27 protein-coding genes are annotated in these 23,962 nt (G+C 71.7%); 7 read left to right on the top strand and 20 right to left on the bottom strand.

Features of this window, described 5'->3' with window-relative positions:
* Positions 1-187 precede the first annotated feature (187 nt).
* The 5 genes from AMIS_RS20320 to AMIS_RS20300 all read right to left on the bottom strand — a co-directional run bounded on the left by AMIS_RS20320 (position 188) and on the right by AMIS_RS20300 (position 4,570).
* Positions 188-1,051, bottom strand: coding sequence for a sigma-70 family RNA polymerase sigma factor (locus AMIS_RS20320; protein WP_014444245.1), 864 nt, complete (start codon positions 1,049-1,051; stop codon positions 188-190).
* 115 nt (positions 1,052-1,166) lie between these two features.
* On the bottom strand, positions 1,167-1,778 hold the full coding sequence (locus AMIS_RS20315; protein WP_014444244.1) for a response regulator transcription factor: 612 nt from the start codon (positions 1,776-1,778) through the stop codon (positions 1,167-1,169).
* Positions 1,775-2,893 carry a sensor histidine kinase gene (locus AMIS_RS20310; protein WP_014444243.1) on the bottom strand — a complete coding sequence of 373 codons (1,119 nt, stop codon included), beginning with the start codon at positions 2,891-2,893 and terminating at the stop codon, positions 1,775-1,777. The genes AMIS_RS20315 and AMIS_RS20310 overlap by 4 nt, the downstream gene beginning before the upstream one ends.
* 22 nt (positions 2,894-2,915) lie before the next feature.
* On the bottom strand, positions 2,916-3,689 hold the full coding sequence (locus AMIS_RS20305) for an ABC transporter permease (protein ID WP_014444242.1): 774 nt from the start codon (positions 3,687-3,689) through the stop codon (positions 2,916-2,918).
* On the bottom strand, positions 3,686-4,570 hold the full coding sequence (locus AMIS_RS20300; RefSeq protein WP_014444241.1) for an ABC transporter ATP-binding protein: 885 nt from the start codon (positions 4,568-4,570) through the stop codon (positions 3,686-3,688). Before AMIS_RS20300 ends, AMIS_RS20305 begins: the two co-directional genes overlap by 4 nt.
* A gap of 91 nt (positions 4,571-4,661) precedes the next feature.
* Between AMIS_RS20300 and AMIS_RS20295 the strand changes: the two genes are divergently transcribed.
* Positions 4,662-5,186, top strand: coding sequence for a 2'-5' RNA ligase family protein (locus AMIS_RS20295; protein WP_014444240.1), 525 nt, complete (start codon positions 4,662-4,664; stop codon positions 5,184-5,186).
* Positions 5,187-5,220: 34 nt separating this feature from the next.
* On the opposite strand, the gene AMIS_RS40685 is transcribed toward AMIS_RS20295, so the two are convergent.
* From AMIS_RS40685 to AMIS_RS20255, 8 genes are all read right to left on the bottom strand, one after another.
* Positions 5,221-6,255, bottom strand: coding sequence for an SGNH/GDSL hydrolase family protein (locus AMIS_RS40685; RefSeq protein WP_014444239.1), 1,035 nt, complete (start codon positions 6,253-6,255; stop codon positions 5,221-5,223).
* Between the two features lie 112 nt (positions 6,256-6,367).
* Positions 6,368-7,075 (bottom strand): Clp protease N-terminal domain-containing protein, encoded by a 708-nt coding sequence (locus tag AMIS_RS20285; RefSeq protein WP_014444238.1) that lies wholly within the window; start codon positions 7,073-7,075, stop codon positions 6,368-6,370.
* Positions 7,076-7,113: 38 nt separating this feature from the next.
* Complete coding sequence (locus AMIS_RS20280; protein ID WP_041829932.1) at positions 7,114-7,464, bottom strand: DUF6204 family protein; 351 nt, start codon at positions 7,462-7,464, stop codon at positions 7,114-7,116.
* Complete coding sequence (locus AMIS_RS20275; protein ID WP_014444236.1) at positions 7,454-8,302, bottom strand: sugar nucleotide-binding protein; 849 nt, start codon at positions 8,300-8,302, stop codon at positions 7,454-7,456. The genes AMIS_RS20280 and AMIS_RS20275 overlap by 11 nt, the downstream gene beginning before the upstream one ends.
* 41 nt (positions 8,303-8,343) lie before the next feature.
* Complete coding sequence (locus AMIS_RS20270) at positions 8,344-9,024, bottom strand: hypothetical protein (RefSeq protein WP_014444235.1); 681 nt, start codon at positions 9,022-9,024, stop codon at positions 8,344-8,346.
* Entirely contained in the window at positions 9,021-9,896 is an 876-nt protein-coding gene (locus AMIS_RS20265; protein ID WP_014444234.1) for an ATP-binding cassette domain-containing protein, read from the bottom strand. Before AMIS_RS20265 ends, AMIS_RS20270 begins: the two co-directional genes overlap by 4 nt.
* Complete coding sequence (locus AMIS_RS20260; RefSeq protein WP_014444233.1) at positions 9,893-10,264, bottom strand: GntR family transcriptional regulator; 372 nt, start codon at positions 10,262-10,264, stop codon at positions 9,893-9,895. Before AMIS_RS20260 ends, AMIS_RS20265 begins: the two co-directional genes overlap by 4 nt.
* Positions 10,265-10,341: 77 nt before the next feature.
* Positions 10,342-11,973 carry a pyruvate, phosphate dikinase gene (locus AMIS_RS20255; RefSeq protein ID WP_197538047.1) on the bottom strand — a complete coding sequence of 544 codons (1,632 nt, stop codon included), beginning with the start codon at positions 11,971-11,973 and terminating at the stop codon, positions 10,342-10,344.
* A 71-nt stretch (positions 11,974-12,044) separates the two neighbouring features.
* On the opposite strand from AMIS_RS20255, the gene AMIS_RS20250 reads away from it, so the two are divergent.
* Positions 12,045-12,668: a hypothetical protein gene (locus AMIS_RS20250; RefSeq protein ID WP_014444231.1), complete on the top strand. Its 624-nt coding sequence runs from the start codon at positions 12,045-12,047 to the stop codon at positions 12,666-12,668.
* 73 nt (positions 12,669-12,741) lie between these two features.
* Here AMIS_RS20250 and AMIS_RS20245 read toward each other — a convergent pair whose 3' ends face one another.
* The 3 genes from AMIS_RS20245 to AMIS_RS20235 form a co-directional block, all read right to left on the bottom strand.
* Positions 12,742-13,839, bottom strand: coding sequence for a DUF808 domain-containing protein (locus tag AMIS_RS20245; RefSeq protein ID WP_014444230.1), 1,098 nt, complete (start codon positions 13,837-13,839; stop codon positions 12,742-12,744).
* Positions 13,840-13,912: 73 nt separating this feature from the next.
* Positions 13,913-14,419 (bottom strand): DoxX family protein, encoded by a 507-nt coding sequence (locus AMIS_RS20240; RefSeq protein ID WP_014444229.1) that lies wholly within the window; start codon positions 14,417-14,419, stop codon positions 13,913-13,915.
* Between the two features lie 482 nt (positions 14,420-14,901).
* Complete coding sequence (locus AMIS_RS20235; RefSeq protein ID WP_157434947.1) at positions 14,902-15,558, bottom strand: hypothetical protein; 657 nt, start codon at positions 15,556-15,558, stop codon at positions 14,902-14,904.
* A gap of 365 nt (positions 15,559-15,923) precedes the next feature.
* On the opposite strand from AMIS_RS20235, the gene AMIS_RS20230 reads away from it, so the two are divergent.
* Both AMIS_RS20230 and AMIS_RS20225 read left to right on the top strand, forming a co-directional pair.
* Positions 15,924-16,898, top strand: a complete 975-nt coding sequence (locus AMIS_RS20230) for a tyrosine-type recombinase/integrase (protein ID WP_014444227.1) — start codon at positions 15,924-15,926, stop codon at positions 16,896-16,898.
* A gap of 231 nt (positions 16,899-17,129) precedes the next feature.
* Positions 17,130-17,459 (top strand): hypothetical protein, encoded by a 330-nt coding sequence (locus tag AMIS_RS20225; RefSeq protein WP_157434946.1) that lies wholly within the window; start codon positions 17,130-17,132, stop codon positions 17,457-17,459.
* Here AMIS_RS20225 and AMIS_RS20220 read toward each other — a convergent pair.
* Complete coding sequence (locus tag AMIS_RS20220) at positions 17,431-18,369, bottom strand: LysR substrate-binding domain-containing protein (RefSeq protein WP_014444225.1); 939 nt, start codon at positions 18,367-18,369, stop codon at positions 17,431-17,433. The genes AMIS_RS20225 and AMIS_RS20220 overlap by 29 nt on opposite strands.
* Before the next feature lie 71 nt (positions 18,370-18,440).
* Here AMIS_RS20220 and AMIS_RS20215 point away from each other — a divergent pair, with 71 nt between their 5' ends.
* Both AMIS_RS20215 and AMIS_RS40680 read left to right on the top strand, forming a co-directional pair.
* A complete protein-coding gene (locus AMIS_RS20215; RefSeq protein WP_014444224.1) occupies positions 18,441-19,178 on the top strand; it encodes a dihydrodipicolinate synthase family protein in 738 nt (245 codons plus the stop codon).
* A 127-nt stretch (positions 19,179-19,305) separates the two neighbouring features.
* Positions 19,306-19,950, top strand: a complete 645-nt coding sequence (locus AMIS_RS40680; protein WP_014444222.1) for a lipoprotein — start codon at positions 19,306-19,308, stop codon at positions 19,948-19,950.
* Here AMIS_RS40680 and AMIS_RS20205 read toward each other — a convergent pair.
* Positions 19,911-21,083 carry an epoxide hydrolase family protein gene (locus tag AMIS_RS20205; protein ID WP_014444221.1) on the bottom strand — a complete coding sequence of 391 codons (1,173 nt, stop codon included), beginning with the start codon at positions 21,081-21,083 and terminating at the stop codon, positions 19,911-19,913. The genes AMIS_RS40680 and AMIS_RS20205 overlap by 40 nt on opposite strands.
* Positions 21,084-21,182: 99 nt before the next feature.
* Here AMIS_RS20205 and AMIS_RS20200 point away from each other — a divergent pair, with 99 nt between their 5' ends.
* Positions 21,183-21,827, top strand: coding sequence for a TetR/AcrR family transcriptional regulator (locus AMIS_RS20200; protein WP_014444220.1), 645 nt, complete (start codon positions 21,183-21,185; stop codon positions 21,825-21,827).
* Positions 21,828-22,033: 206 nt separating this feature from the next.
* Here AMIS_RS20200 and AMIS_RS20195 read toward each other — a convergent pair whose 3' ends face one another.
* Positions 22,034-22,852: a DUF4253 domain-containing protein gene (locus AMIS_RS20195; protein WP_014444219.1), complete on the bottom strand. Its 819-nt coding sequence runs from the start codon at positions 22,850-22,852 to the stop codon at positions 22,034-22,036.
* A gap of 400 nt (positions 22,853-23,252) precedes the next feature.
* The gene (locus tag AMIS_RS20190) at positions 23,253-23,855 is read right to left on the bottom strand and encodes a hypothetical protein (protein WP_014444218.1); all 603 of its coding nucleotides are present in this window, start codon (positions 23,853-23,855) and stop codon (positions 23,253-23,255) included.
* Positions 23,856-23,962: the final 107 nt, after the last annotated feature.

The following is a 23,962-nucleotide window of genomic DNA, read 5'->3' as shown; positions in this document are numbered from 1 at the left end:
GCCCATGAGCCGGCCACCACCGGGCAGGCGGGCGCTGACCGCACGCCGGGCGGCAGGGCTCCGGCCGGGCGACCCGCCGCCGGAGCCGGCGGCGGGTCGCGCCGGGGCATGGACCGGCAGGTGTCCGCCTTCGGCGGGACTGGTCGGATCGGTGCGGGACGGGGTCGTCCGTACCCGATGAGGTGTTTCAGGCGGCGGCGGGCATGTCGGAGAGACGCAGGCCCTGGGCGTCGGTCGCGCCGAGGCGCGTCGTCATCGTGCTGCGGGCGGCGATCTGCGCGGCGTAGGCGGCGCGGCGGCGGGCCACGCAGCCGTCCTTGGCGTCCGGGACGCGTTTCTGCTCCATGTGCGTGGTGAGGCCGTCGCGCAGCAGGGCGAGCGCTTCGGTGCGCAGCTGGGACACCCGGGACTCGGTCACGCCCAGTTCGGCGGCCACCTCCGACAGGGGGCGCTCCTGCAGGAAGGACGCCTCCACCACGTACCGCAGACGCTCCGGCAGCACCGTGACCGCGTCGTGCAGGTAACCGAGGCGCTCACGGTGCAGCAGCAGCTCCTCCGGGTTCATCGCGGTCTCGGTGACGAGGTCCTCGGCGGTGCCGGTGGCGAAACCCTGCAACGACAGCACGGCGGCGCGCTGCACGTCGTCGTCGACGCTGCTCAGCTCGCCCACCGCGACGCCGAGCAGTTCGGCCAGCTCCTCGGCGGTCGGGGTGCGGCCGAGCTGGCGGGTCAGCTCCTCGCGGGCCACGTCGGCGCGGCGGGCCCGGGCCCGCACCGAGCGGCTCGCCCAGTCCATGCTGCGCAGCTCGTCGAGCAGGGCGCCGCGGACGCGGACCGCCGCGAACCGGCCGAACGGGATGCCGCGCTCGGCGTCGAACGACTGCGCGGCGGTGACCAGCGCGGCGTACCCGGCCGAGGCGAGGTCGTCACGGTGCACGTGCGGCGGCACCTTGAAGAGCATCTCGCGAACCATGTGGCCGACCAGTGCCATGTTGTCCCGGATCAGGTCTTCCTGTTCACGGGTGACAGTTATCTGAACGGTCGCGGTCATTTCGGTTCCCCCCTGTGTCCTGCTGACAGGGGGAACTTTTCGCCGCTACGGGTGCAAGGAGCAGGCACTCTCGGTTGCTGCTCGGTTGCACTGCGAATTTCTCCTCAAGTGCTGTTTACGGAATCAGCCACCCCACTTCGACGGCGAGACGCACCGCCTCGGCCCGGGTCCGGGCACCGGTCTTGCCGATCGCGCTGGAGAGGTGGTTACGCACCGTACCCTCGGAAAGCCGCAGCTCACGGGCGATGTCAGCGACCGTTCCGCCGTCGCGAGCGGCCCGCAGGACGTCGCTCTCGCGTTCGGTCAGCGGGGAGTCGCCGTGGGCCAGGGACTGCGCCGCCAGTGCCGGATCGACGACCCGCAACCCCTGGTGCACCCGGCGCACCGCGTCGGCCAGCTGCCGGGCCGGAGTGTCCTTGACGATGAACCCGTCGGCACCCGCGGCCATCGCCTGTTTGAGGTAGCCGGCCCGGCCGAACGTGGTCACCATCAGCACCCGGCAGGACGGCACCCGCTCGTGCAGGACCCGGGCGGCGCTGATCCCGTCGAGGCCGGGCATCTGCACGTCGAGCAGCGCCACGTCGGCCCGATGGTCGGCGGCTGCGGCGGCCACCTCGTCGCCCCGGCCCACCTCGGCGACCACGGTCAGGTCGGGTTCCAGGTCGAGCAGCGCGGCCATCGCGCCACGGACCAGGGCCTGGTCGTCGGCGAGCAGCAGTCGGATCATTCGGGCACCTCCATCAGCACCCGGAACCCGGGTTCGTCGTCGCGGTTGCCGGCGGTCAGCCGTGCGCCCGCCTCGCCGGCCCGCCGGCGCAGCCCGGCCAGGCCCTGCCCGCCGCGGTCCGGGCCGGTCACGCCGGTCCCGTCGTCGACGATCTCGACCTGTCCCGGCGACAGCCGCACGGCGGCGTGCCGGGCGGCGCTGTGCCGCACGATGTTCGTCACCGCCTCCCGGATGGTCCAGGCGAACAGCTCCCGGTTGCGGGTCGGCACGTCGTCGGCGGCGCCCGGCAGGTCGGCTTCGACGTTCGCCGCCGCCAGGGCCTGCCGGGCGGCGGCGATCTCGCCGGGCAGCGAGATGCCGCGCATGCCCAGGGCGGTGGCCCGCACGTCGGCGAGCGCGTCGCGGGCCAGGGACTCCAGGTCGCGCAGCTCGGTGCGGGCCCGGTCCAGGTCGACGTCGAGCAGCCGCTGCGCCAGCTCGGCCTTCAGGGTGACCACGGTCAGCGAGTGCCCGAGGATGTCGTGCAGGTCGGCGGCGATCCGGGCCCGCTCGTCGGCGACCGCGAGCTCGGCGATCTCGTGCTGGGCCTCGCGCAGCCGCCGCTGGCGGTCCAGGGCCAGCCGGATGCCGCCGGTCGCGACGGCCGCGAGGACGATCGCCAGGCTGTAGCCGTGCCCGGCGGTCTTCCAGCCCGGCATGGTCCGCAGCAGCACCTCGGCGAGAATCACCAGGGTGACCGCGACGGTGATGCCCTGCCGGCGCGGCAGGCCCATCATCGCGGTGGCGGCGACGTAGACCAGGCAGGTCAGCGCGTGCGGGCCGGCGCCGGGGACCTGCAGCGCGCCGAGCCCGGTCATCAGCACCAGCGCTGTCCCGATGATCAGCTGCTCCCGGCTGGTGGCGGTGACCGCGCCGGCGGTCAGGCCCCGGAAGTGCCGGACCTGGGCCAGGACCAGCACGTAGACCACGGCGAAGCCGGCCAGCGCGGCCAGCCCGACACTGCGCTGCCAGCCGGGGTCGGCCCTCAGCAGGGCGGTGAGGTTCTCGCCGAGGTAGAACAGCCAGACGGCGGCGAACACCCAGCCGTATTTCGGGGCGGGGCGTTCGTCGACCATGTCCGTCACGGTACCGAGAGCATCAGACGCGGGCGGTGTCGCGGCGGAACCGCCACATCGCGCCGGCCGAGAAGAGCGCGGTCCAGACGATCACGTTGAGGGCCGCGACCCACAGGTCACCGTCCTGGACCAGGGGGTAGCGGGCGATCTCGCCGACGCCGTACACCGGGGTGAATGTGGCGATCGTCGCGAACGTGGAGCCTAGCTGGTCGACCGGGACGAAAAGCCCGCCGGCGAAGGACAGCACCGCGAGGGCCGGACCGAGGATCTGCATGACGTTCTCGCTGGGCAGCAGGTATCCCATGAACAGGCCGAACGCGGCGAAGACCAGCGAGCACAGCCAGGCCAGCAGGCCGCAGCCGATCCAGGCCCGCAGCGGCAGCTCGGCGCCGCCGACCGCGCCGACGGCGAACGCGACGGCCACCGACACCGCCCCGATGATCATCGCGAGGAGGAGTTTCACGGCGACGTAGGCCAGCGGTTTGAGCGGGGTGAGCCGTAGCTGCCGGCTCCATCCGGCGGCGCGTTCGATCGAGACCATGGCGCCGCCGGACGTGGTGGCCAGCATCGCGCCGTAGACCGCCATGCTGACCAGGACGTACCCGGTGACGTTGCCGTCGCCGACCCGCTCGGTCCTGTATTCGGCGCTGCTGCCGAAGAGCAGGAAGAACGCGGCCGGCATCACCAGCGTGAAGATGATCGTGCGTTTGTTGCGGAGCATCCGGCGCAGCTCGAGCCCGATCATGCCGAGGCTGAAGCCGCCGAAGCGGGGCAGGGTCCGGTCCAGAACAGTCATGACGCATCCGCCGTGAGGGTCAGGAACGCCTCTTCCAGGTTCCGGGAGGTGATCTCCAGGTCGCGGGCGGGCGTCGCGGTGAGCAGGTGCCGGGCGATCGTGTCGGTGTCGCGCCCGTGCAGGTAGACGGAGTCACCGCGGACCTCGGCGGACTCCACGCCGGGAATCGCGGTCAGGTCGCCGGTGGAGGCGCCGGGCAGCGTCGCGCGGACCGTCCGCCCGGACGCCAGTGCCTTCACCTCCGACGCGGTGCCGTCGGCGACGATCCGGCCGCGGCGCACGAAGACCACCCGGTCCGCGTACGCGTCGGCCTCCTCCAGATAGTGGGTGGCGAACACGACCGTGCGGCCACCGGAGGCGTCCTGGCGGATCGCGGTCCAGAAGTCGTGCCGGCCGCCGACGTCCATGCCGGTCGTCGGCTCGTCGAGGATCAGCAGTTCGGGGTCGGGCAGCAGCGCCATGGCGAACCGCAGCCGCTGCTGCTGGCCGCCCGAGCACTTGCCGACCAGCCGGTCCGCGATGTCGCTGATCCCGGCGCGTTCCAGAACCTTGTCGACGGCGGCGCGGGGTTTGCCGAACAGCACGGCGGTCAGGCGCACGGTCTCGCCGACCGTGTAGTCCTTGAGCAGCCCGCCGGTCTGCATCACGGCCGAGATCAGGCCGAGCGCCACGGCGTCCTGCGGCGCGTGGCCGTACACCCGGACCGTCCCCGCGTCGGGCCGGGTGAGGCCGAGCAGCATGTCGATGGTGGTGGTCTTGCCGGCGCCGTTCGGCCCGAGGAGGGCGACCACTTCGCCCGGGCGGATCCGCAGGTCGAGCCCGGCCACCGCGGTGACCGTCCCGAACCGTTTGACCACGCCTTCCAGTTCCACGGCTTTCATGGGAAGAAGACTGCTCCGGCGACAGTGGACACACCTGAGCTATGCGTCACGAGGAGACCATGACATCCGTCATCGATGCGAGACTGCGTCGGTGGAACCGACGCAGAGCGCTCTGATCGTGTCCGTCCCGGAGGCCGAGCCCGCGGTGGCCGGGCTGCGGGACCGGCTCGACAGTTTCGCCGCCCAGGGCGTCCCCGCGCACGTCACGGTGCTCTCCCCGTTCCTGCCGCCGGCGCAGCTCACCCCGCAGGTGCTGGCCGCGGTGCAGCTGGTCGCCGCCGGGGTGCCGGGTTTCTTCGTCAGCTTCGACCGGGTGGCCTGGTTCGGCGACCGGGTGCTGTGGCTGGCACCGGACCCGGCCGAGCCGTTCCGGGAGCTGACCAACCGGATCGCCGCCCGGTTCCCGGCGGCGCAGCCCTACGGCGAACAGTTCGCCGAAGTCGTCCCGCATCTGACGATCGGGCACGGCCGGCCGGTCGCCGCGCTGCGGGCGGCCGCCGCCGAGGTCGAGCCGCTGCTGCCGATCCGGGCCCGGGTCACCGCGCTGCGGCTGCTGGCCGGCGCCCCGGAGGCCGGCGAGCCGTGGCACACGCTCGCCGACTTCCCCCTCGGCTGACCCGTCACGCGCTGAACCGTCACGCGCTGAACCGTCAGCTGCTCACCCAGGTCGGCACCGGGCGGGTGGTGCTCACGGTGGTGGCCGGCACCCAGGTGCGGACCAACCGGTCCACGTACCGGCCCTTGACCCAGACCTTGCTGGTGCCCTTCTTCACGGTGCGGGTCTCGTGGTGGCCCTTCACCCAGACCCGTTTCGTCACGGTCTCGTAGTGGCCCGGGACGGTCTCCTCCACGATCTTCGGGACGTAGCGCCGGGTCTGCCACTGCACGCGGGTCACGGTGGCGCCGTCGACGGTCGTGGTGACCGGCCGGCGCTGCCACCAGCGGCAGTCGCGCACCGTGTAGTAGTGGCAGAGGTACGCGAACGCGGTGTCGTCGGGGTCGGCGGCGATCCGCCAGGCCGGTCCGATCGTGGCGCGCAGGCCCTCGTACCAGGCGTACGCCATCCGGGCGTACCCGTAGGCGTTGGGGTGATGCCGGTCGTAGATGGACAGGCCGTCGACCGCGGACTGGTCGACGAGCCGCACCAGCGCGCCCTTGCCCGCCACGACACCGGGGATCAGCGCGTTGTACGCCCGGTTCGCCGCCACCTCCGACGCCACCGTGGTGCCGACGATCGTGGCGACGTAGACCCGGGCCGCCGGCGCGGCGGCGCGGACCTGGTCGATCAGCGCGGACAGCTTGCCCGCGACCGCGCTCGGCTCCTCGCCGAGGGTGATGTTGTTGGTGCCGGCGTGCAGCAGAACCACGTCCGGCCGGTACGTGGTGACCCAGCCCGTGGTCTGCTCGGCCAGCTGGTCGATGGTCCAGCCGCCGTGGCCCTCGTGGTCGATGTCGCCGTCGGTGCCGCCCTTCTGGGAGCCGACGTAGTCGACCCGCTCGCCGGCGCGTTCCAGGGCGCGCTGCAGCGCGAGCCGGTACCCGTCCTTGCCGGGCACGCCGACGCCCGCGGTGATCGAGTCGCCGAGCGGCATGATCCGCATCGGCGCGTCGCCGGACGCCATCGCCGGTGTGCCGGACAGCACCCCGGCGGCCAGCGCCAGAGCGGGAAGCAGACTACGCAGCATCGCGGAAACACACCGTCCTCAGCATCGGGGAGCCGTTCTCCCCAGTTCCTTCGGCGAGGGGTCAACGCGGCGAAGGGCCACGGGGGCACGGCGACCGGTCCGCACCGAGTATCTATCCGGGCTGCTGCGCCGACCCGGACTCCTGCGGACCGGCCAGCACGGTCCGCTCGACGGCGGCTTTGTGGATGCCGAGCCGGCCGAGGACACCGCCCTCGGGTTCCTCCTCCTCCAGCAGCGCCAGCAGCATGTGCCCGGTGCCGACGAGGTCGTGCTCCAGCCGCAGGGCCTCGCGGAAACTCAGCTCCAGGGCCTTCTTGGCGTGCGCGTCGAACGGGATCAGCGCCGGGACGTCGCCGGCCGGCGCGGGCAGCGACGCGGTGGCGCCGGAGCGCACGGCGTCGCGGTCGAGGCCCTGGGCGGTGAGCGCCCGGGCGGCCAGGCCGTCCGGTACGTCCAGCAGCGCGAGCATCAGGTGGCCGGGGGCGATCTCGGGGTGGCCGAGGGCCTTGGCCTGGCTCATCGAGCCGACGACGGCGGAGCGGGCGGCGTCGGAGTAGCGGTGGAAGCCCTGCGACGGGTCGAGTTTGCCGACGAAGCGTTTCTGCGCGGCCTGCTTGGAGACGCCGAGGCCGGCGCCGATCTCGGTCCAGGAGGCGCCGGAGCGGCGGGCCTGGTCGACGAAGTGGCCGATCAGGTGGTCGGCGAGCTCGCCGAGGTGGTCGGCGACCAGCACGGCGTCGCTGAGCCGGTCGATCGGCGAGTCGGGGCTGGTCTTGTTGATGGCCTGGATCAGATCGTCGAGGCGTACGGGTGAGGTCATGCCGTCAACAGTAGGTTGACGGCATGACCAGCGTCAACCTACTGTTGACGGCGACCGCGGGGGCCGAGCGGCACTTCGGACATGTCGACCGTCTGCGAGGTGATCCGCTTGAAGCCGTAGCCCCGCTCGGTCATCCAGGCCGCCGCCTTCGCCTCCGCCTGCGCCGTCACCTTCGGGATGTCCTTCTCGTCCGTGACCTGCGCGCCGAACCGGAACGTGAAGAACGGCCGGGCCGCGAGGTCGTAGGTGAGATGGCCCTGTTCGGTGTACTGCACGGCGAGGATGTCGGCGTGGTCCGGGCCGGCCGCGAGCAGCTCGGCTTTCTGATCGGCGGTGAGGTTGTCGAAGGATCCGCGCACGGTGACGCGGATGGAGCGCTTATCGGTCACGCGCGCCAGTATCGACAAACTCGTGCGCCCCGCGCAGCCGAATTTTCAGCACCTCGGCCGCCCGGTCGATCACCAGCCGCACGTCGGCAGGCCGCTGCAGACCCATCTCGGCGGTGGTGGTGGCCGGGATCCGGGAGACGTCCAGGCCGTCACGGCGGGCGACCAGGACGCCCAGCTCGTACCGGCTGACCGGGTCGGCGCCGGCCACGTTCAGCACGCCCGCGTAGTCGCCGGCGGCCAGCTCCAGCAGCGCGTCGGCCAGGTCGTCGACGTGCACCGGCGTGCGGATCTCGTCGGTGAACAGGGCGCCGGTGACCCGGCCGGCGACCAGGTCGTGAGTGAGCTTCTCGTGATAGCCGTTGCCGTCACCGAGGATCAGCGAGGTGCGCACCACCGCCGCCGACGGGACGGCCGCCCGGACCGCCGTCTCGGCCGCGGCCTTCGCCGCCCCGTAGGCGTAGACCGGATCGGGCACGGCGTCCTCGGCGTAGTGCACCGCCCGGCCGGAGAAGATCGCGTCGCTGGAGACGTGCACCAGGCGTACCCCGCAATCGGCGGCCGCGACCGCGACGTTGGCCGCACCGTCCGCGTTGGCCGGCCAATCGTTGCGATCGCGGCCGGCGGCCGCGTGCACCACCGCGTCCGGACGGACCTCGCGCAGCACTCGCCGCACGTCGGCCTGGTCGCGCACGTCGAGCCGCACCGACGCGGTCGCCGGCCCGATCGCCGAAGGCGGCGCGGACAGATAGGTGCCGACCGGCTCGGCGCCGGCGGCCGCCGCGCGGGCCACCACGCGACGGCCGAGCGACCCGGTTCCCCCGGTGATCAGAATGCGCATCGGCAGACCTTATGCCATCCGGGTCTCATGCCAAGCAGACCTCATGCCACCCGGGTGCGCACGGAGACGTCGCGGGCGCTGTACCACAACAGGCCGTAGGCGATCACCACGGCGGCCAGGGTGACCGGCACGAGCGGCATGCCGGTCCGGGCGAACGGCAGGCTGAAGAACCCGTTGACGCCTCCGGTCCAGAGCACCAGCAGACCGGCGGGGACCAGGCAGAGCCCTCCGGCGGCCTCCCACCGGTAGAACGCCACGCCGACGAAGACGCCCAGCATCAGCCAGATCAGCAGCATGCTCCAGTGCACCCCGAAGATCGTCGCGAGGTCGCCGGCCGTGTCGTAGGCGCGCTGCTCCTGCACCTTCTGCGTCCATCCGAACGCCCGGTACGCCAGCCCCTCGACCGCGAACGCACCGGTGATCAGCGCGGCCGCGAGCAGCGTGGTGATCACCTGGAACACCGGGTGCTGCAGCAGGAACTCGCGGCGGGTACGCCCGTGCACGAGCACCGTCGTGAGCAGGCCCGACGTGCCGGCGCCATAGCCGAACGCCACCCACGGCAGCGCCTGCCCGACCACGTCGACGCTGCTGAGCCGGATGTCGGTGAACAACGAGACCGCGCCGACCACGAGCAGTGCGAACACGTAGATGCCGGCCAGCACGATCAGCAGGAAGACGGTGTGGCTGCCGAGCAGATAGCGGGCGATCGGCCAGCGGTTCATTTCTCTCCCCCGGTCAAGTGGATGAACAGGTCCTGCACGCCCACCGGGCCCAGCTCCAGGCCGTGCGCCTTGGCCCGGCGCCGGTGGTCGTCGTCGAGCACCCCGTAGACCATCGCCTGCAGGGTCGGGCCGAGGCGCTGGCGCCCCAGCACGGTCAGCCCGGCGACGAACTCCTCGACCAGCTCGGCCGGGCCGGTGACCGAGACCCCCCGGGTGCGCAACTCGTCGAGCTCCTCGTGCACGAGCAGCCGGCCGTCCGCGATGACCAGGACGTCCTCGAACAGCGGGCTCTGCTCCTCGATCAGGTGGGTGGAGACGACGAAGGTGCGCGGCCGCGCCAGGTAGTCGCGCAGCAGCTCGTCGAGGAACATCTGCCGGGTCGGCGCGTCCATGCCCAGGTGCGCCTCGTCGAACATGGTCAGCGGCGCCCGCGAGGCCAGGCCGACGACCACGCCGAACGCCGAGCGCTGCCCCCGCGACAGCGCGTTGAGCGTCTGCTTGCGGGGCAGCGCGAACCGGTCCATGAGATCGTTCGCGTACGCGGTGTCCCACGTGGGCCGCAGGATCCGGGCCATGTCGAGGATGTCACCGAGCTGGTCGGTCGGGTCGCCGACGCTGCCGTCCTCGCGGATCAGGCAGATCTGCGAGGTCACCGCCGGGTTCTCGAAGACCGGCCGGCCGCCGATGAGCACCGTGCCGGCCGCCGGCTTGCGGAATCCGGCGAGGGCGCCGAGCAGCGTGCTCTTGCCGGCGCCGTTGCGCCCGAGCAGGCCGTAGATCTTGCCGCCGGGCAGGTCGAGGTCGAGGCCGTGCAGGGCGTCGGTGTCGCCGTAGCGCACCCGCAGGCCGGTGGTCTGGATCGAGAGCGTCATCGGGCGTCCCCCTGGTCCATCAGATGCTGAATGCGGGTCACGATGTCGGCGGCCGGGATGCCCAGCGTGCGGGCCTGCGCCACCATCGGGTCGAGCACGTCGGTGAAGAACCGCTCGCGTTTCTCGTCGCGCAGCCGCTGCGGCGCCTCGGCGCTGACGAACATCCCGACGCCGCGCCGCTTGTAGATCACGCCCTCGTCGACGAGCTGCTGAAACGCCTTGGCCGCGGTGGCCGGGTTGATCCGGTAGTGCGTCGCGTACTGATTCGTGGACATCACCTGCTCCTCGGCGCTGAGCACACCCCGGAGCACGTCCGCCTTGATCTGCTCGGCAATCTGCCGGTAGATCGGGCTGTGGTCGTCGAACACGGGACCCGCCCTTCACTGGTTCATTACTCTACTAATGAACCATAGAGGCACGGCGCCCGGAAGGGCAAGCGTCGATGTCAGCGGCCGCCGAGCACCCTCTCCCGGGCCGCCTCCAGACGCTCCCGGTCGGTGCCGCCGGTCCGGCCGGAGACCTCGTCGGCCCAGGCGAGCAGCCGGTGCAGGCTCGCGTCGGTGGTCGCGGCGGCGACCGGCGCCCGGCCGGCGACGACCTCACCGCCGGTGCCGTCGATCGTGACGAGCTCGCCCTCGGCGAGGGTGCGCCCGCCCACCCGCACCGACGCCCCGGCCTCGTCCACGGTCAGCGCGGTCGCGCCCACGACCGCGGGCTTGCCCATCGACCGGGCGACCACGGCGGCGTGGCTGGCCGGCCCGCCCCGCGCGGTCACCACGCCGGCGGCGGCCGCGAGACCGTGCATGTCGGCGGGTGAGGTGTACGGGCGTACCAGAATGACCGGGCCTGCCGCAGCCATCCGGGCCGCCCGGTCGGCCGTGGTCGCCACCCGGCCCGACGCCACCCCGGGACAGGCGCCCAGCCCGCGCGCCAGCACATCGGTCCCCTCCCCGATCGCCAGCCGCGGCGTGCTCGTGTACCGCAGGTGGTGCGGCGACACCCGCGCCAGCGCCTCGCCGCGGTCGATGACCGCCTCGCCCACCAGGTCCACCGCGACCCGGACGGCGGCGCGCCCGACGAGACGGCCCGGCCGGACCTGCAGCAGCCACAGCCGCCCCGACTCGAAGGTGAACTCGACGTAGCAGGCGTCGCGGTAGTGGCCCTCCAGGCGGGCGAGCGCCGCCGTCAGCCGCGCCCACACCGCGGGCTCCCGCTCGCCGAGGGTGGCGAGCGGATCGGTGATCGACCGCCCGGACACCACGTCCTCGCCCTGCCGGCCGATGAGGACCTCCCCGAACGGCGACCGCTCCCCGGTGTTCGGATCGCGGCTGTACGCGACCCCGGTGCCGCTGTGCCCGTCCCGGTTGCCGAACACCATGGCCTGCACCGTGACGGCCGTGCCCGCGTCGTGCCCGATGTCGTGCAGCGCACGGTACGTCCTCGCCCGCGGCGTGTTCCACGAGGCGAAGACCGCCCGCACCGCGGCCCGCAGCTGCTCGCCGGCCCGATCCGGGACCGGGCTTGCGGATTTCTCCCGGATCAGCTCCTCGACCGCCCGCGCCGCGGCGTCGAGCCGGTCGCCGTGCCCGCCCGCGACGGCCTCCAGCCGGTCGGCGTCCAGCCCGGCGACGGCGGCGCCGAAGCTGGTGAGGAACCGCAGCCGCGAGTCGAAGGCGAAGCGCGGATCCCCGGTCTCGGAAGCCAGCGCCGCGGTGGCCTCCGTGGTCAGGCCCAGGTTGAGGACGGTGCTCATCATGCCGGGCATGGACACCGCGCCGCCCGAGCGCACCGACACCACCAGCGGCCGGACGGGCCCGCCGAGCCGGCGCCCGGTATCCGCCTCGAGCCGGGTCACCGCGGCGGCCAGCTCCTCGTCGAGCCCGTCCGGGAAACGCCCGTCGCGCAGGAACGCGCGGCACGCCGCGGTGCCGATGACGAACGCCGGCGGCACCGGCAGGCCGAGCCGGCGCATCAGCACCAGCCCGCTCCCCTTGCCGCCGAGCACGGCCGGGTCGGCGTCCACCTCCGCCGCCACCGGCTGGATCCAGCGCTGCGACACTGCTGGCGAATCCGTCACCCCAGGCCCCCCGTCCCCTGTGCATGGTCCCGATCGGCCGCCCGACGATACCCGCGCGATAGCATGTCGGCGTGCCGGACCTCTCCGATTCCGACGTCAACTTCCTGGTTCTCCACACGCTGCGGTGCCTCGGCTTCACCACCCTCGACCGCATCGCCGAGGCGACCGGGCTCTCCGCCTCCGACGCCCAGTCCGAGCTGATCGACCTCGGCGTCGACAAGCTCGTGTCCCACGTTCCCGGCGACTTCGGCGGGTGGGGCCTGACCGACGCCGGCCGCGCCGCCGACGCCGAGCGCGCCGCCGCCGAACGGGACAAGGCCGGCGCCCGCGCCGCGGTGGCCGCCGCCTTCGAGACGTTCCTGGTCCTCAACCCCGAGCTGCTCGACCTCTGCACCGCCTGGCAGACCCGCACGGTGGACGGCGTGATGACCCCGAACGACCACACCGACCCCGGCTACGACGCCCGCGTGCTGGACCGCCTCGGCGACTTCCACGACCGTGCCCTCGCGGTGTGCGGCGAACTGACGGCGGCGCTGCCCCGCTTCGGGCGTTACGAGCACCGGCTCGGCACGGCGCTGGCGCGGGCCACGGCCGGCGAGGGCCGGTTCGTCGCGGACGACACCTCGTCGTACCACGTGATCTGGTTCCAGCTGCACGAGGACCTGCTGGTGACCCAGGGCATCCCGCGACACTGACTCTGCCTGGCGACGACAGCGCGGCCCGGGTAGCCGTCGAGCTACCCGGGCCGCTTCGTGCCTGTTCCTCTGGTTACGCCCGGTCGGACGCTCCCGGCTCGCCGGCGGGACGCTCGGGAGCCGGTGCCGGCGTCTGCGCCGGCTCAGCGGCGGGCGCCGGGGCCGTCTCGCTGTGGCTGCCCAGCTTCACCTCCGCGCCGGGCCTCTCCGCCTCGCCGTGCTTGTCCCCGCTGTGCTTGTCACCGTCGTGCGCCTTCTTGCGGTGCAGGGTCACGCTCAGCAGCGCCACGATCGCCGCCCCGACGATGAGGCCGAGGATCGCGCTGGCCAGGGTGTTCACCAGCCAGCCGACGATCCCGCCGACCGGGCCGGTCGCGTCGTGCGCGCCCTCCTCCAAGTGGTGGACGAACTCGTACAGCGGGTGGAAGCCCAGCTCGTCGACGCCGACCAGCAGGATGTGCCCGCCGACCCAGAGCATCGCGATGGTGCCCAGCACGGTCAGGAACGTCAGCACCTTCGGCATCGCCTTGACCAGGCCCCGGCCGAACTTGACCACACCCGGGCTGGAGCCCTCGGCCAGCTTCAGGCCCAGGTCGTCCATCTTCACGATCAGGCCGACGACCCCGTACACCAGCACCGTCATGATCACGGCGACGACGGCGAGGATCGCCAGCCGCGACCAGAACGACTCGTCGGCGACCTCGTTCAGCGAGATCACCATGATCTCGGCGGAGAGGATCAGGTCGGTGCGGATCGCCCCGGAGACGAGCGTCTTCTCGTCCTGCGGCTTGTCCTCGTCACCGTGCGCGTCGTGGTGGGCGAGCTTGGCCCACACCTTCTCCGCGCCCTCGTAACACAGGTAGGCGCCACCGACCATCAGCAGCGGCGTCAGCAGCACCGGCAGGAACTCGCTGAGCAGCAGGATCACCGGCAGGATGATCAGGAACTTGTTGCGCAGCGACCCGAGCGCGATCCGCTTGACGATCGGGATCTCCCGCTCAGCGGCCAGGCCACGTACATATTGAGGGGTGACGGCGGCGTCGTCGATGACGACGCCCGCCGCCTTGGCGCCGGCTTTCGCGGCGGCCGCCCCGACATCATCGACCGACGCGGCTGCCGCGCGCGCCAGCACCGCCACGTCGTCCAGCAGGGCTGCAAGTCCAGCGCTCAACGAAAAGGTCCTTCCAGGTTCGGGTAGCGCTCATTGTCGTGCATGCCGACTACCCGCGCATGTCCCCCCTCACTCAAATGGATCTCGTTTTCACCGATGTCGTGGTCACGGAGGTCCGGTCTTCCGCAGTCCTGTCTCCCGCGGTGCTGTCTCCCGCGGTCTTGTCTTCCGCGGGCCTGTCTTGCTGGGCGGCGATCAGGGCGTCGGCGGACCACCGGCCCGCGCCGGAGACCGCGATCAGCAGGAACGCCCACGCGTACAGGGCCGAGGTGACGCCGCCGTTCTCGATCGGCAGCAGCCCGCCCGGCTGGTGGACGACGAAGTACGCGTACGCCATCGAGCCGGAGGCGAGCAGCGCGGCCGGCCGGGTGGAGAGCCCGACGAGCACGAGCAGGCCGCAGACCAGCTGGATCACGGCGGCGTACCAGCCGGGCCAGGCACCGACGGGCACGCCGTGGCCGGTGCCGTGGCTGCCGCCGAACACGCCGAACAGGCCGGCCAGACCGTGGCAGGCGAACAGCAGGCCGACGACGACGCGGAACAGCGGCCAGGTGACGGCAGCGAGACGGGGGGACGACACAGGGAACACTCCTTCGCCGGATACGGACTACCCGGCAAACGACGCACTGCCCGGACGGTCGCCCCCGTTAATTATCGAATTACTGATAATTACAAACCATTAATCGGTACGGTCGGACGGCCGCTCAGCGGGGCGTAAAATAATGACCGTTATCCTTCAACCCGGATTGTCGGCGTGACAGACGAGCTCGTCGTGGCTGTCCGGGTTCCGCGGTGGAAGCTATCGTCGAACGCCCCGGGACCGGCTGCGCTGAGCGGTGCCCGAGAGCGCACCAGCCGCGCCTGCACCGGCAACCTCCGGCGCTTCGTCACCTGGTGCGGCGCGAGGCATTCGCCCGGCCCCCAGCGCCGCCGATTGCGTCATGGGCAACTCGTAATAACACCGTGAAGCAGGTGGGGACAGGTTCCGTGCGGAGGGAGGCCACCACGGCGAGATACCAGGCCGGCAGAGGGTGTCTCTCCCGGCCTCGCAGGCGGCGTCCGTCAGTTCGTGACCATGGGTTCAGCGGGAGCCGTCCGGGCTTTTCCGCGTTCTTTTACGATCAACACTGCTGCGACGCAGAGCGCCGCGAAGCCGAGTATCGCCAGTGGCCGGAGGATGGCGTACATGTACGCCTCCCACGGGATGAGCGGGTACGTGTCGTCTGCGGTGAACACGTGCGCCACCAGGGTTGCCGAGGTGATGATCGCCGCCGGCAGGGAGAGCGCCGCACCCAGGGCGAAGAACGACGTCGCCCGGGAACGCGCCCGTGCCTTCCGGCCCCGGCGCGCACCGAGCAGAGCGCCAAGGAGGACTCCGGTCAGCCACGCCGTTCCGGTGGCCCACCGCACGGCCGCCGGCGTCTGGCGATAGACGGAGACTTCGACCCCGTCCGGCTGCACGTCGGTCACCCACAGCGTCAGGTCGTCCGACGCCGCGGTCACATCCTCCCCGGGTGTGTGCGAGCCGACCGTCCACCCGGCCCGCTGCAGGAGCGGACCGACACCGGCGATGACCTCGCGCGGCGCATTCACCCGGGCTGTCACGATCAGTTGTCCGGGATAGTAGTCGTCCCCGCCGAAGAGGAAGAAACCCAGACGCTCCTCCTGCGTTCCGGCCTCTTCGTACTGGGCGACCTCAGGAATGAGATCGACCCGCACCTGCTGAGCCTCCGGAAAGATCTCGGAGGCGAACTGCTGCCCCCACGCCCGATCGGGGAGGGCGGGCGCGTTCAGGTGCCAGGAAAGCGCGCCCGCGACCGCACCGAACCATGCTCCGGCGATGAGGGCGAGTGCCGTCCCGCAGAGTGCCTTCATCAGATGATCCGACATGCTCATCGCCTCCCGTTCACCACGCCCAGCACTTCAGGCAGGCGTACAGGATCGCCCACTCGCCGCGCTTGTAGGCTGCTTGGGGCAAGGAACGTGGAGGTCATCCATGGAGACGCAGCGCTGCCCGAACCAGCAACTGGCGAACCCCAGTTCGGAGAGTTGAACCTTTGCCAGCCTCACGGAGCCAGAACAGCGTGACAGACGAACTCGTCGTGGCCGAAACGACCTGGGCACCGGCGCTCCCGACACCGATGCCGACCCGGCTCGCCGAGCTCACCACCATGTGGCTCAGCCGGCAGCGGTCCGTCCACACCCGCACCGCGTACCGCCGGGATCTGTGGCAATGGGGTGACTGGTGCGCGGCCACCGGCCGCAACCCGCTCACCGCCCGCCCCGCCGACCTCGACGCCTGGATCGTCGAGCAGCGCGCCACCGGTGCCCGCGGCAAACCCGCCGCCGAGTCCACGATCGCCCGCCGGCTGTCCGCCGTCGCGTCCTGGTACGACTACCTGGTTGTCAACACCGCCGCCGACCCGGAACCGCTGATCGCCTACAACCCGGCCCAGGCCGCCGCCCGGCCCCGCATCGACCCCGACGACAGCAGCACCGTCGGCCTCGACCGCCCCGAAGCCGACCGGCTGCTCGCCGAAGCCCGCGCCGACGGCCTCACCAGCCACGCCCTGATCCTGCTGCTGCTCGTCGCCGGCCTGCGCGTCGGCTCCGCGATCGGCGCCCGGATCACCGACCTCGGCGCCGACCGCGGCCACCGGGTCCTCAACCTGACCGTCAAGGGCGGACGCCGCCGCCGCGTCCCGCTGCCCCCGGCGCTGTCGCACGCCATCGACCAGATGCTCGCCGAACGCGGCACCCCTGCCGACGGCCCGCTGTTCCTCACCCCGACCGGCCTGCCGCTCTACGAGCTCTACGTGCACCGGCTGATCCGCCGGCTCGCCCGCCGCGCCGGCCTGGCCTCGGCGAGCGCGCTCAGCCCGCACTCCCTGCGGCACACCGCCATCACCGAGATCCTCGACGCCACCGGCGGCGACCTGCGCCGCGCCCAGGACTTCGCCGGCCACGCCGACCCGCGCACCACCCGCCGCTACGACCGCCGCCGCGACCAGCTCGACAACCACGGCGCCTATCTACTGGCCGGCCGCTTCGGCGACTGACGGTTCTGTCAGAACGATTCTCCTGGGATTTCGCCCACGGCTCCGGATCCGGGACGCCCCTTTCGGAGCCACGCCACCGGGCGTCCGGCCCGGACTCCGGGCAGATGCCCTGGCACAACCCCTCCACCTGACCCGGCTATCAACATCGCCGACAACCTGGCCGGCGCCTCACCTCCCTGAACGACGGACAAGACCCACGTCAGGGTGGCTCAGGCCCGGCAGAATCACGCCATGGACGATCAGGGACTCGACGTCGGGGAACACATCGTGCTCGAAGACCTGGAGGACTCCCCCCTGCCCCTCGGGGAGATCGGATGGCCCGAGGCGCCCTCACGGCAGCGGGTTGCCGAGGTCTGCGGCGCGGGCCTTGTCTCCTTGGTAGCCCGCGGCTTCATCGAGGTGCGGCGTTTCGAGAGCTGGCCGGAACCGTGGGAACGGGGCCGACCCGTTCGGGGTGACGAACTTCTTGCTGAGAGCCGACGCGTCGAGAGATGGACCTCCAACGCCTCTCACGCTCACCTGGTCGCCCACATCACCGAGGCCGGCCGGCGATATCTGTAGAGCTGACCGGCGGTCGGACCGAAACCTGCACGAGCTCGAACGCCGCGGCGGATGCGCGTAGTGCGGTGACGACGGCCGCGACCGCGGGGTGCGCGGCGGCGCCCCGGCGATACCCGATGCGGGTGCGCCGCCGGGTCGGCACGTCGATGAGGCTGACCTGGGGTCTCGGCGCCGCTGCCAGCTCGGGCACCAGCGCGACCCCCTGGCCGGCGGCGACCAGGGCGAGCACGGCGTCGAAGTCGTCGATGTGGTGACGCGCTCGCGGGATGAAACCGGCGGCCCGGCAGACCCGCAGAGCGGCCTCGTGACACAGCGTCCCGGGTGTGGACAGGATCCACGCGGTGTCGCGCGTGCCGGCGAGGTCGCTGATCGGCGCGTCCGCCGCGACGGCCAGGTACACCCGCTCGTCGAGCAGGGCCACCGACTCCAGCATCGGGTCGGCGGCGGCGGGCGCCACGTCGTAGTCCTGCACCAGCGCGACGTCGAGCCGCCGGTCGCGCAGCGCGGCGGGCACCGCGATCGGATCCAGCTCGCTGACCGACAGTTCCAGCCCGGGATGGTCGCGGCCGAGGGCGACCAGCGCCGCCGGCAGCACGGTACGGACAGCGGTGGGGTGGGCGCCGACGCGTACCAGGCCGGTCGGTTCTGAGGCGACCGCGGCCAGCGCCGCGGTGGTCTCCTCCATGGCGTTCAGCACCACCGCGGCGTGCCGGACCAGCACCCGCCCGGCCGCCGTGAACCGCACCCGGCGGCCGGTGCGCTGCAGCAGCGCCACCCCGGCCTCGCGTTCCAGTGCCGCCAGCTGCTGGGACACCGCCGACGGCGTGTACGCGTGGACGGCCGCGACAGCCGCGATCGTGCCGAGCCGGTCCAGGTCGGTGAGCAGCCGCAGCCGCCGGACGTCGAGCATCAGCTTCCCTTACGGACAGGCGAAGGAATCGGAACTGGATCTTACGGTTTCCCCTCGGCAGGCTGAGGGTCATGATGCTGACCGGTGTGCACGTCCCGTTGATCACTCCGTTCGACCCGGCCGGGGCGGTGGCTCACGGCGTACTGAAGGAACTTGCTTCTGAGGTTGTGCGTGCCGGCGCTGCCGGGGTGGTGGCTCTCGGCACCACCGCCGAGGCCGGCGCGCTGGACGCTGCCGAACGCGATGCCGTGCTCGGCGTGCTGAACGCGGTGTGCCTGCGGCAGGACGTGCCGCTCGTGGCCGGCGCCACCACCGCCGATCAGCTGCGGGCGCTCGCCGGATTCCCTGCGGTGACCGCCGCGTTGTGCCTGGTGCCGCCGTTCGTGCGGCCCGGTGAGGACGGCGTGATCGCCCACTTCGCCGCGCTCGCGGCGGTGAGCCCGGTGCCGTTGGTCGTCTACCACGTGCCGCAGCGCACCGGGCAGCAGCTGTCCGCCGCGGCGATCCGCCGGCTCGCCGCGATCGACGCCGTCATCGGGATCAAATACGCCCCCGAGGCCCTCGACGCCGACGCGGTCGACCTGCTCACCGACCCGCCACCGGGGTTCGCCGTGCTCGCCGGCACCGACACGCTGCTGGCGCCGATGCTGGCACTCGGCGCGCACGGCGCCGTCGCGGCCTCCGCGCATCTGGCCACGGAGGAGTTCGCCGCGCTCGCCGCCGCCTGGCGGGACGGCCACGCGCGGTCGCGAGCCACCGGCTCGCCCGGCTGTCGGCCGCCCTGTTCGCCGAGCCGAACCCCACCGTGATCAAGGGGGTGCTGCACGCGCATGGCCGGATCCCCAGCCCGGCGGTCCGGCTGCCGCTGCTGCCCGCCGCCGAGGCGGCCGTCCACACGGCGATGCGAAGGCTGTCTACACTTCGGACCTTGTGAATATGAAGACCGCCGGCGCCGCCCTGATGATCATGCTTGTGACGGGGTGCAGCGCCGGGCCGCCGGCCCAGCGCGCGGTGGCCACGTCGGTTCCGGCCGGCGGCCCCTCTGCTGCCGGCCCCTCCACGGCGCCGCCCGGCGACGACAGCCAGTGCGATCTCCCGGTCACGTTCGACATCGCCGACGGCTGGACCACCAAGGCCATCGACGTCTCCACGATCAGCGACAAAGTGCTCGCCGGCATGTTCCGCACCGGCCCGTTCGACACGATCTGCTCGGTGAACGGCAAACCCGCCGGCGTCGACGGGTTCGTCCGCGTCTACTTCTCCGACATCGGCGCCGGCAACCCGCGCGACAACCTCAAGGTGTACGTCCACACCGACACCCTCGGCCCGCTCGACGAGGTGAAGTACGAGGTCCGCGCCGCGAAATACCGCGACCTGACCATCGCCGGGACGCCGGCCGCCGAGGTGACCTGGAACCGCCGCACCATCGCCACCAAGGCCAGCACCCGGTACACGGCGTTCTCCCTGGACACCCCGAAAGGCACCGTCATCGTCGTGCTGATGCCGTTCACCACCAAGGACTACGCCGACGTGCTGCCCGCCTACGAACTGGCCCGGTCGACACTGACCGTGAACCCCTGACGCACCTTCGCGAAGAACGTGCGGATGTCGGCGACCAGCGCGTCCGGGGCCTCCATCGCCAAAAAGTGCCCGCCCCGGCCCAGCTCGCACCAGTGCACGACGTGGTGGTCGCGTTCGGCCCACCGCCGGATCGTCACGTCGTGGGCGGAGACGAGCACCCCGGTGGGTACGCTCCCCCGCCCGTTCATCGCAGGCGAGCCCGCCGACATCTCCTCGTAGTAGACCTGCGCGGCCGACGCCGCGGTGCCCGTCAACCAGTAGATCGACACGTCGGTCAGGATCCGGTCACGGTCGATGCTCTGCTCCGGCAGCCCCTCCACCGGATCCGTGAGCTCCTTGAACAGTTCCACGATCCACGCCAGCTGGCCGACCGGGGAGTCGGTCAGGGCGTACCCGATGGTCTGTGGTCGTTTGCTGTTGCACTGGAAGTAGGCGTCGTTGTGGTTCTGCATCCGCTCCCAGCGGCCCTGCTCCACCGCGCTCAGACCGTCCAGCTCACCGGCCTCGCCCACCGGAACCGTCACCAGCGCCGCGACATGCACTCCGGCCACCCGCCCCGGATCCCGCCGGCCCACCCGCGCCGCGATCCACGCCCCCCAGTCGTAGCCGTGCACGCCGTACCGGCCATACCCGAGAAAAGCCATCAACTGCGCAAAGATCCCGGCCATCCGGTACGCGTTCATCCCCGGTCCCGCCAGCGGCGTCGAGAACCCGAACCCCGGCAGCGACGGGATCACCAGATGAAACGCGTCCGCCGGATCACCGCCGTGACGGCGCGGATCGGTCAGCGGGCCGATCACGTCGAGGAAATCCACCACCCCACCCGGCCACCCGTGCAGCAGAAGCAGCGGCGTGGCATCCGGCTCCGGCGAGCGCACATGCAGGAAGTGCAGGTTCTGCCCGTCAAGGGTGACCAGATGCTGCGGGTACGCGTTGATCGCCGCTTCCTGCGCCCGCCAGTCGAAGCCGTCACGCCAGTACTCCGCGACCTCCCGCAGATACCCGGCCGGAACACCGCGGCTCCACCCCACCCCGGGCAACTCGTCCGGCCAGCGGGTGTTCGCCAGACGGGCCGTCAGATCGTCCAGCTGCGACTGCGGGATGTCGACACGGAACGGTTCGCTGTTCGTCATGTGGACCACGCTAGGAACAGTTCAGGCCACCTCCCGTCCTCAATGGCGGCAATCAGCTCCCATTGACGGAGTGAGCACTCACTCCGTAACGTGCGGCGTATGACCACGACACCGGACCGGCGCCGCGCGCCCGGCATGACCCCCGACCAACGACGCGACACCATCGTGCAGGCGGCACTGCCGCTGGTCGCCGAACTCGGCGCCGCCGTCACGACCGCCACGATCGCCCGAGCCGCAGGCATCGGCGAAGCGACCATCTTCCGCGTCTTCGACGACAAGAACGCCGTCCTGCAGGCCTGCGTCACCGCAGCCATGGATCCCTCTCAAGTGCTGCAAGAACTGCACTCCATCCCCCTGGAGCAGCCGCTGGCCAACCGCCTCACCGACGCGGTGCACGCCCTCGACGCACACCTGACCCGCATGGGCGCGGTCATCGGCGCCCTCCACGCCACCGGGGGCACCAGCCGGGCAACCGGCGGCACCAGCCGGCCGGCCCCGGCAGCCGCCGGCTCCCGGCCGCGCGGGCGCGACGCGGCCCAGGCGGCTACCCGGCAGGCCGTGCTGGAACTCATCGAACCCGACCAGGACCAGCTGAGGCTGCCGGCCGGCAGCCTGGCCGACGCGGTGCTGAACCTGTTCTTCGGCCGCTCGCGCCACACCGCGCCCGGCGACACCACCGTCACGGTCGAACAACTCGTCGACCTCCTCCTGCACGGCGCGTTGAACCCCCAGCAACCGTCATGACCGGTCTCCCGGCCGCCGATCGGTCCGGCATCCTGGGGACGTGACAGATCCGGAGCGCTTCCTCACGTTCGAGCATGGAAGGTTGACCGCTCGCCGTCTGGGCTGGGGCCCGCGCAGGCCTTCCGGCGATCGACGGCGTGCGGGCCGTCTTTCTCGTCGCCGACAACGGCGACCCAGGGTCGCACGCGGCGTTCGGGCCGGCGAAGTCACGGGCGGCAGTGGAGGAACCAGGCTTCACCGCGCGGCAAAGCCAGCGCCAGCTCCCACTGCTCGTGCTGCAGGCTCCCGCCAACAGCCATCAACTGACCGGCGAGCCCCCACGCATCCTCCGAATCGGACGGCGGACGCGAGGCCAGGAACTGCAGCATGGTCCCCCACGACGCCACCAGCTGCGCACCCCAGCGCTGCTCCCACTCCAGGATCGCCGCACCCAGCGACTCGCGGTCACGGCCCGCCCCGTAATAGCTCAGCCACAGCGGGGTGAGCCACTGCGCCGGCGTCGGCAGCAGCACCAGTTGGGCGTCGGTCTCCGCGTGCCAGCCCCGTGTGCTGGTGAGCATCGCCCCGCGCGCGATGCCCCGGCCGGCCAGGACCGGGTCGGCGAGCATCTGGTCGTAGACCCAGCGGTCGAGTCCGCGCCGGGTGATCCCGCCCAGCCGCGGATCGTCGCGCCGTCCCGCATCCGGGCCCAGACAGGCGTCGAGGTAACTGCTGACCTGCCACGCCTCGAAGTCGGGGCGCTCGGAGAAGACCGCCCACGGATCCAAGGTCTGCGCCGCGGCCGCGAACGCCGCGCACTCCTCCGGCGCGGGCTCGCGGTCCAGGTCGACCGTGTCTTCGAGGCCGGTGATGACCGGCCAGCGACCCGTCACCGGCACCGCCGCCCTGGCCGCATGCCACAGCGGCAGCAAGGCGGTGCTGTCGAGGCCCTCGACGACGAAGATGCCGGCCGGCCCCTCCTCCACCATGTGCCCGTCGAGCGCCGTACCGCGAAACGCGGCCATGAATTCGTGGGGGTCCTTCATGGCCGCACACCGTAGCGGCCGGCACCGACAGTTTCAGGCCGGGTTTCTATGGTTTGGTCGGCGAAGCCGTCCTTTCTGTTTCGGGTGCGGCTTGCCGCACTGCCCGTAAGCCATCCTAGGATTCTAGGATAAAGGACGGTCCGGGCCATCAGCGACGTAGTGGAACTCAGCTGTGCCCGCCACCCGGCAGCGCCGACCAGGTCGGGCTTGGCGCCCGGCCCCTCGGCCGCAGAACGCCGCCACGGCTCGCGCGCGATGGTCAGTCGCCGGTTGGGCGGCTCGGTAACTGGCGTCCACGTCGTCGACCTGAATGCAGGAGCGACGGCCCCTGGCCCGGCTCCGCAGCAGTCTCTCATCGCTGTCGAGTCGCGTCCGGATCCGCCGCGTCGGGCATCGACACTCACCAGGTCTCGGCTGCGGTAGCGGCCCGGGCGACCACGGCCGCCAGCGACTCAGGAGGGCCCAGAGGGCCGTCGTAGACGTTGAGCTGGAACAGGTTGTCGCTGTACGGATGGAAGGCAAGGCCATGGTGGACGGCGTCGAAGGGTTCTCGGGGCGAGAGCAGATGCAAAGTTCCGTGGCTGACCCATGGGCGCAGACCGCGTAGTGTCGGATTCCGCCGGGCTGCGTTGACCAGCGGACGGAGATACTCCTCGCCGTGGTCGATCAGCAGATGCCATATCGCCTCGGCGTTGCCTGGCAGGTCGACGGCGTGGAGGTATCGGTAACGCCGGCATAGATCGTGCGCCGACAGTCCCTCCTGCCAGTCGAGCATCGTGCCGGCTATGTCCGCCGGGTACGAGGTGCGCCCCGCCGCGACGATCTCTTCTCCCCCGAAGATGGTCACCTCATAGCCGTGATCGCAGCCATCGCGCACGCTGACGCAGCCGTTGGCGAGCAGCAGCGCCGCAACCGGGCCATACCGGTCTCGGCCCACACTCAGGCGGACGAGGGAACCGCTTGATGTCGCGGCGACCTGAACCAATTCGTCAACGAGCGGCATCCGCGGACTGTACCGAGGGCGACAGCGGGCCGGTCGCTGACCGGCTCCCAGGGGGCAACCTTGCGAGAACCGCAGGAGGCCGGCTTCGATCTCCGTTGACACGACGC

The sequence above is a fragment of the Actinoplanes missouriensis 431 genome, assembly GCF_000284295.1.
Taxonomy (GTDB): Bacteria; Actinomycetota; Actinomycetes; order Mycobacteriales; family Micromonosporaceae; genus Actinoplanes; species Actinoplanes missouriensis.
The sequence above is the reverse complement of the archived record's forward strand: the minus strand, read 5'-3'. Positions and strand labels throughout refer to the sequence as shown.

What these genes read in the sequence shown, in the direction of transcription:
- AMIS_RS20320 (WP_014444245.1), bottom strand. Translation starts at nt 1,051, where the DNA reads ATGACCGCGACCGTTCAGATAACTGTCACCCGTGAACAGGAAGACCTG.
- AMIS_RS20315 (WP_014444244.1), bottom strand. Translation starts at nt 1,778, where the DNA reads ATGATCCGACTGCTGCTCGCCGACGACCAGGCCCTGGTCCGTGGCGCG.
- AMIS_RS20310 (WP_014444243.1), bottom strand. Translation starts at nt 2,893, where the DNA reads ATGGTCGACGAACGCCCCGCCCCGAAATACGGCTGGGTGTTCGCCGCC.
- AMIS_RS20305 (WP_014444242.1), bottom strand. Translation starts at nt 3,689, where the DNA reads ATGACTGTTCTGGACCGGACCCTGCCCCGCTTCGGCGGCTTCAGCCTC.
- AMIS_RS20300 (WP_014444241.1), bottom strand. Translation starts at nt 4,570, where the DNA reads ATGAAAGCCGTGGAACTGGAAGGCGTGGTCAAACGGTTCGGGACGGTC.
- AMIS_RS40685 (WP_014444239.1), bottom strand. Translation starts at nt 6,255, where the DNA reads ATGCTGCGTAGTCTGCTTCCCGCTCTGGCGCTGGCCGCCGGGGTGCTG.
- AMIS_RS20285 (WP_014444238.1), bottom strand. Translation starts at nt 7,075, where the DNA reads ATGACCTCACCCGTACGCCTCGACGATCTGATCCAGGCCATCAACAAG.
- AMIS_RS20275 (WP_014444236.1), bottom strand. Translation starts at nt 8,302, where the DNA reads ATGCGCATTCTGATCACCGGGGGAACCGGGTCGCTCGGCCGTCGCGTG.
- AMIS_RS20270 (WP_014444235.1), bottom strand. Translation starts at nt 9,024, where the DNA reads ATGAACCGCTGGCCGATCGCCCGCTATCTGCTCGGCAGCCACACCGTC.
- AMIS_RS20265 (WP_014444234.1), bottom strand. Translation starts at nt 9,896, where the DNA reads ATGACGCTCTCGATCCAGACCACCGGCCTGCGGGTGCGCTACGGCGAC.
- AMIS_RS20225 (WP_157434946.1), top strand. Translation starts at nt 17,130, where the DNA reads ATGGACGATCAGGGACTCGACGTCGGGGAACACATCGTGCTCGAAGAC.
- AMIS_RS20220 (WP_014444225.1), bottom strand. Translation starts at nt 18,369, where the DNA reads ATGCTCGACGTCCGGCGGCTGCGGCTGCTCACCGACCTGGACCGGCTC.
- AMIS_RS20215 (WP_014444224.1), top strand. Translation starts at nt 18,441, where the DNA reads ATGATGCTGACCGGTGTGCACGTCCCGTTGATCACTCCGTTCGACCCG.
- AMIS_RS40680 (WP_014444222.1), top strand. Translation starts at nt 19,306, where the DNA reads ATGAAGACCGCCGGCGCCGCCCTGATGATCATGCTTGTGACGGGGTGC.
- AMIS_RS20205 (WP_014444221.1), bottom strand. Translation starts at nt 21,083, where the DNA reads ATGACGAACAGCGAACCGTTCCGTGTCGACATCCCGCAGTCGCAGCTG.
- AMIS_RS20200 (WP_014444220.1), top strand. Translation starts at nt 21,183, where the DNA reads ATGACCACGACACCGGACCGGCGCCGCGCGCCCGGCATGACCCCCGAC.
- AMIS_RS20195 (WP_014444219.1), bottom strand. Translation starts at nt 22,852, where the DNA reads ATGAAGGACCCCCACGAATTCATGGCCGCGTTTCGCGGTACGGCGCTC.
- AMIS_RS20190 (WP_014444218.1), bottom strand. Translation starts at nt 23,855, where the DNA reads ATGCCGCTCGTTGACGAATTGGTTCAGGTCGCCGCGACATCAAGCGGT.